3 protein-coding genes and 4 tRNA genes are annotated in these 1,953 nt (G+C 41.1%); all 7 read left to right on the forward strand.

What is annotated here, in order from left to right; translation table 11 throughout:
- Positions 1–209 precede the first annotated feature (209 nt).
- The 7 genes from WDZ40_04240 (at position 210) to WDZ40_04270 (ending at position 1,932) form a co-directional block, all read left to right on the forward strand.
- Positions 210–791, forward strand: coding sequence for a translation elongation factor Ts (locus WDZ40_04240; GenBank protein ID MEX0878033.1), 582 nt, complete (start codon positions 210–212; stop codon positions 789–791).
- A gap of 9 nt (positions 792–800) precedes the next feature.
- Complete coding sequence (locus tag WDZ40_04245; GenBank protein ID MEX0878034.1) at positions 801–1,106, forward strand: hypothetical protein; 306 nt, start codon at positions 801–803, stop codon at positions 1,104–1,106.
- A tRNA-Thr gene (locus WDZ40_04250) sits at positions 1,107–1,182 on the forward strand.
- A gap of 103 nt (positions 1,183–1,285) precedes the next feature.
- Positions 1,286–1,372: transfer RNA gene (locus WDZ40_04255), tRNA-Tyr, on the forward strand.
- A 105-nt stretch (positions 1,373–1,477) separates the two neighbouring features.
- A tRNA-Thr gene (locus WDZ40_04260) sits at positions 1,478–1,551 on the forward strand.
- Between the two features lie 105 nt (positions 1,552–1,656).
- Positions 1,657–1,821, forward strand: a complete 165-nt coding sequence (gene rpmG / locus WDZ40_04265) for a 50S ribosomal protein L33 (protein MEX0878035.1) — start codon at positions 1,657–1,659, stop codon at positions 1,819–1,821.
- Between the two features lie 35 nt (positions 1,822–1,856).
- Positions 1,857–1,932, forward strand: a tRNA-Trp gene (locus WDZ40_04270).
- Positions 1,933–1,953 lie beyond the last annotated feature (21 nt).

Consider the following 1,953-nt stretch of genomic DNA (forward strand, 5'->3'; position numbering starts at 1 on the left):
CGGCAGGCAGGCAAAAAAGGAAAAGTAAATGAAACCGCAGATACTAAAAAAACAACAAACAAAAAAACTGCCGAAGAGGAGAAAAAATAAGCTTGCTTCGCGAGCAGGTATCAGGTTTTAGCTTTTAGGTATTGGACTAATACCTAAAAGCTAAAACCTATCACCTTCCGCCAGTCGGCGGATTGTGAGGCGAAGCCGAACAAAAACATATGTCAATGGAACAAATTCAAAAACTTAGACAAGAAACCGGCGCGGGTATAATGGATGTTAAAAATGCCATTACTGAAGCCGATGGAGACGAAGAAAAGGCGAGAGAAATTTTACGCAAGAAAGGCGCTGCTTTGGCGGCAAAAAAGGGTGCGCGTGAAACACATGAAGGTCTTGTTGTATCTTACATACACGCGGGAGGTAAAATAGGAGTTTTGCTCAAACTGTATTGCGAAACTGATTTTGTTGCACGCACGGAAGATTTCCATGCCTTAGCGGATGATTTGGCTATGCATATTGCGGCTATGGACCCTGAGTATATTTCTGTAGAAAACATACCCGAGGATGTTATAGAAACAGAGAAAAGAATATATAAAGAACAGTTCGCTGATTCAGATAAACCCGAGGATGTTATAGAAAAAATAATTGATGGCAAGGTTGAAAAATTTGCTAGCGAGGTTTGCCTTTTGGGGCAGTCGTTTGTAAAGAATCCGGATAAAAAAATAGGAGATATTATACAGGAATACATAGCAAAACTTGGAGAGAATATTCAAGTTGGGGGATTTGCCAGGTACGAATTATAGTACAATAATATGATATACGCATTCATATCCCTCATAGTGCTGGCGGTTGCAGGTATAGGTTTTCTGGTATTTAAATATTACAAGCCTTCTTTTGGTAAAAATAGTGCTAAAAAAATCGGGGGCGTTAAAGGGGAAGAATTTTGGCTAAACTTGATAAAAGATAATCCTAAAAACCCATATCCATATAAAAAATTAGGGGAGTGGTATGCTGAACAGGGACAAAAAGACTTTGCTTTAAAAAGTTTTAATTACGCTCTTAAGTTAGATCCAAAAGACGGTAATTTGCGCAGAAAGCTGGCAGAGTTGAAGAAGTAGGCCCGGATAGCTCAGTTGGCAGAGCGCATCCATGGTAAGGATGAGGTCAGCGGTTCAAATCCGCTTCCGGGCTCCAAGCTCTTTATTTTTTAAAAAAGTGTGATATAATATATAGGAGCATAATCTTTGAACAAATAAGTTCTAAGGATGAACTTGTTCGGATATTACATACTTATAATGCAGGGTTGGCAGAGCGGTCAAATGCGCTTGGCTGTAAACCAAGTGGTCTTGTACCTACGGGGGTTCGAATCCCTCACCCTGCACCAGGCCTGAGTAGCTCAGCTGGCCAGAGCAACTGTTTTGCTCCGATATTGTGTCCAAACCTTTGACTCGGATACAATATCGAGAGTCCTCGATTTTGCATAAAATTTGCCAGCGTAGCTCAGTTGGCCAGAGCAACTGTTTTGTAAACAGTAGGTCGTCGGTTCGAGTCCGACCGCTGGCTCAGACAAATTTTGCAAAATCGGGATAAACAGTAGGTCGTCGGTTCGAGTCCGACCTCAGGCTCCACTCCATATTATTAAAGAGGGGATATAATAAAATAAAACATATGAGTCAGGATAATTTAGTAAGATTAAAGTGCGCGCAGTGTTCAACTGTGAATTATCATACACGCAAGAACAAAAAAACGAATGAGGAAAAAATAGAACTCAAAAAGTTTTGTAATGAATGCAGAAAACACACAAAGCACGCAGAAACAAAAAAGAAAAGTTAATTTGTTAAGTAACATGTTACTTAACAAATTTTGATAGGGGCGTAGCTCACCCGGTAGAGCGTCGGTCTCCAAAACCGAAGGTAGCGGGTTCAAGTCCTGCCGCCCCTGCCACGTCGTTCGCGAACAACGTGG

The organism is Candidatus Spechtbacterales bacterium (assembly GCA_040879145.1).
Taxonomy (GTDB): domain Bacteria; phylum Patescibacteriota; class Minisyncoccia; order Spechtbacterales; family 2-12-FULL-38-22; genus JAWVZY01.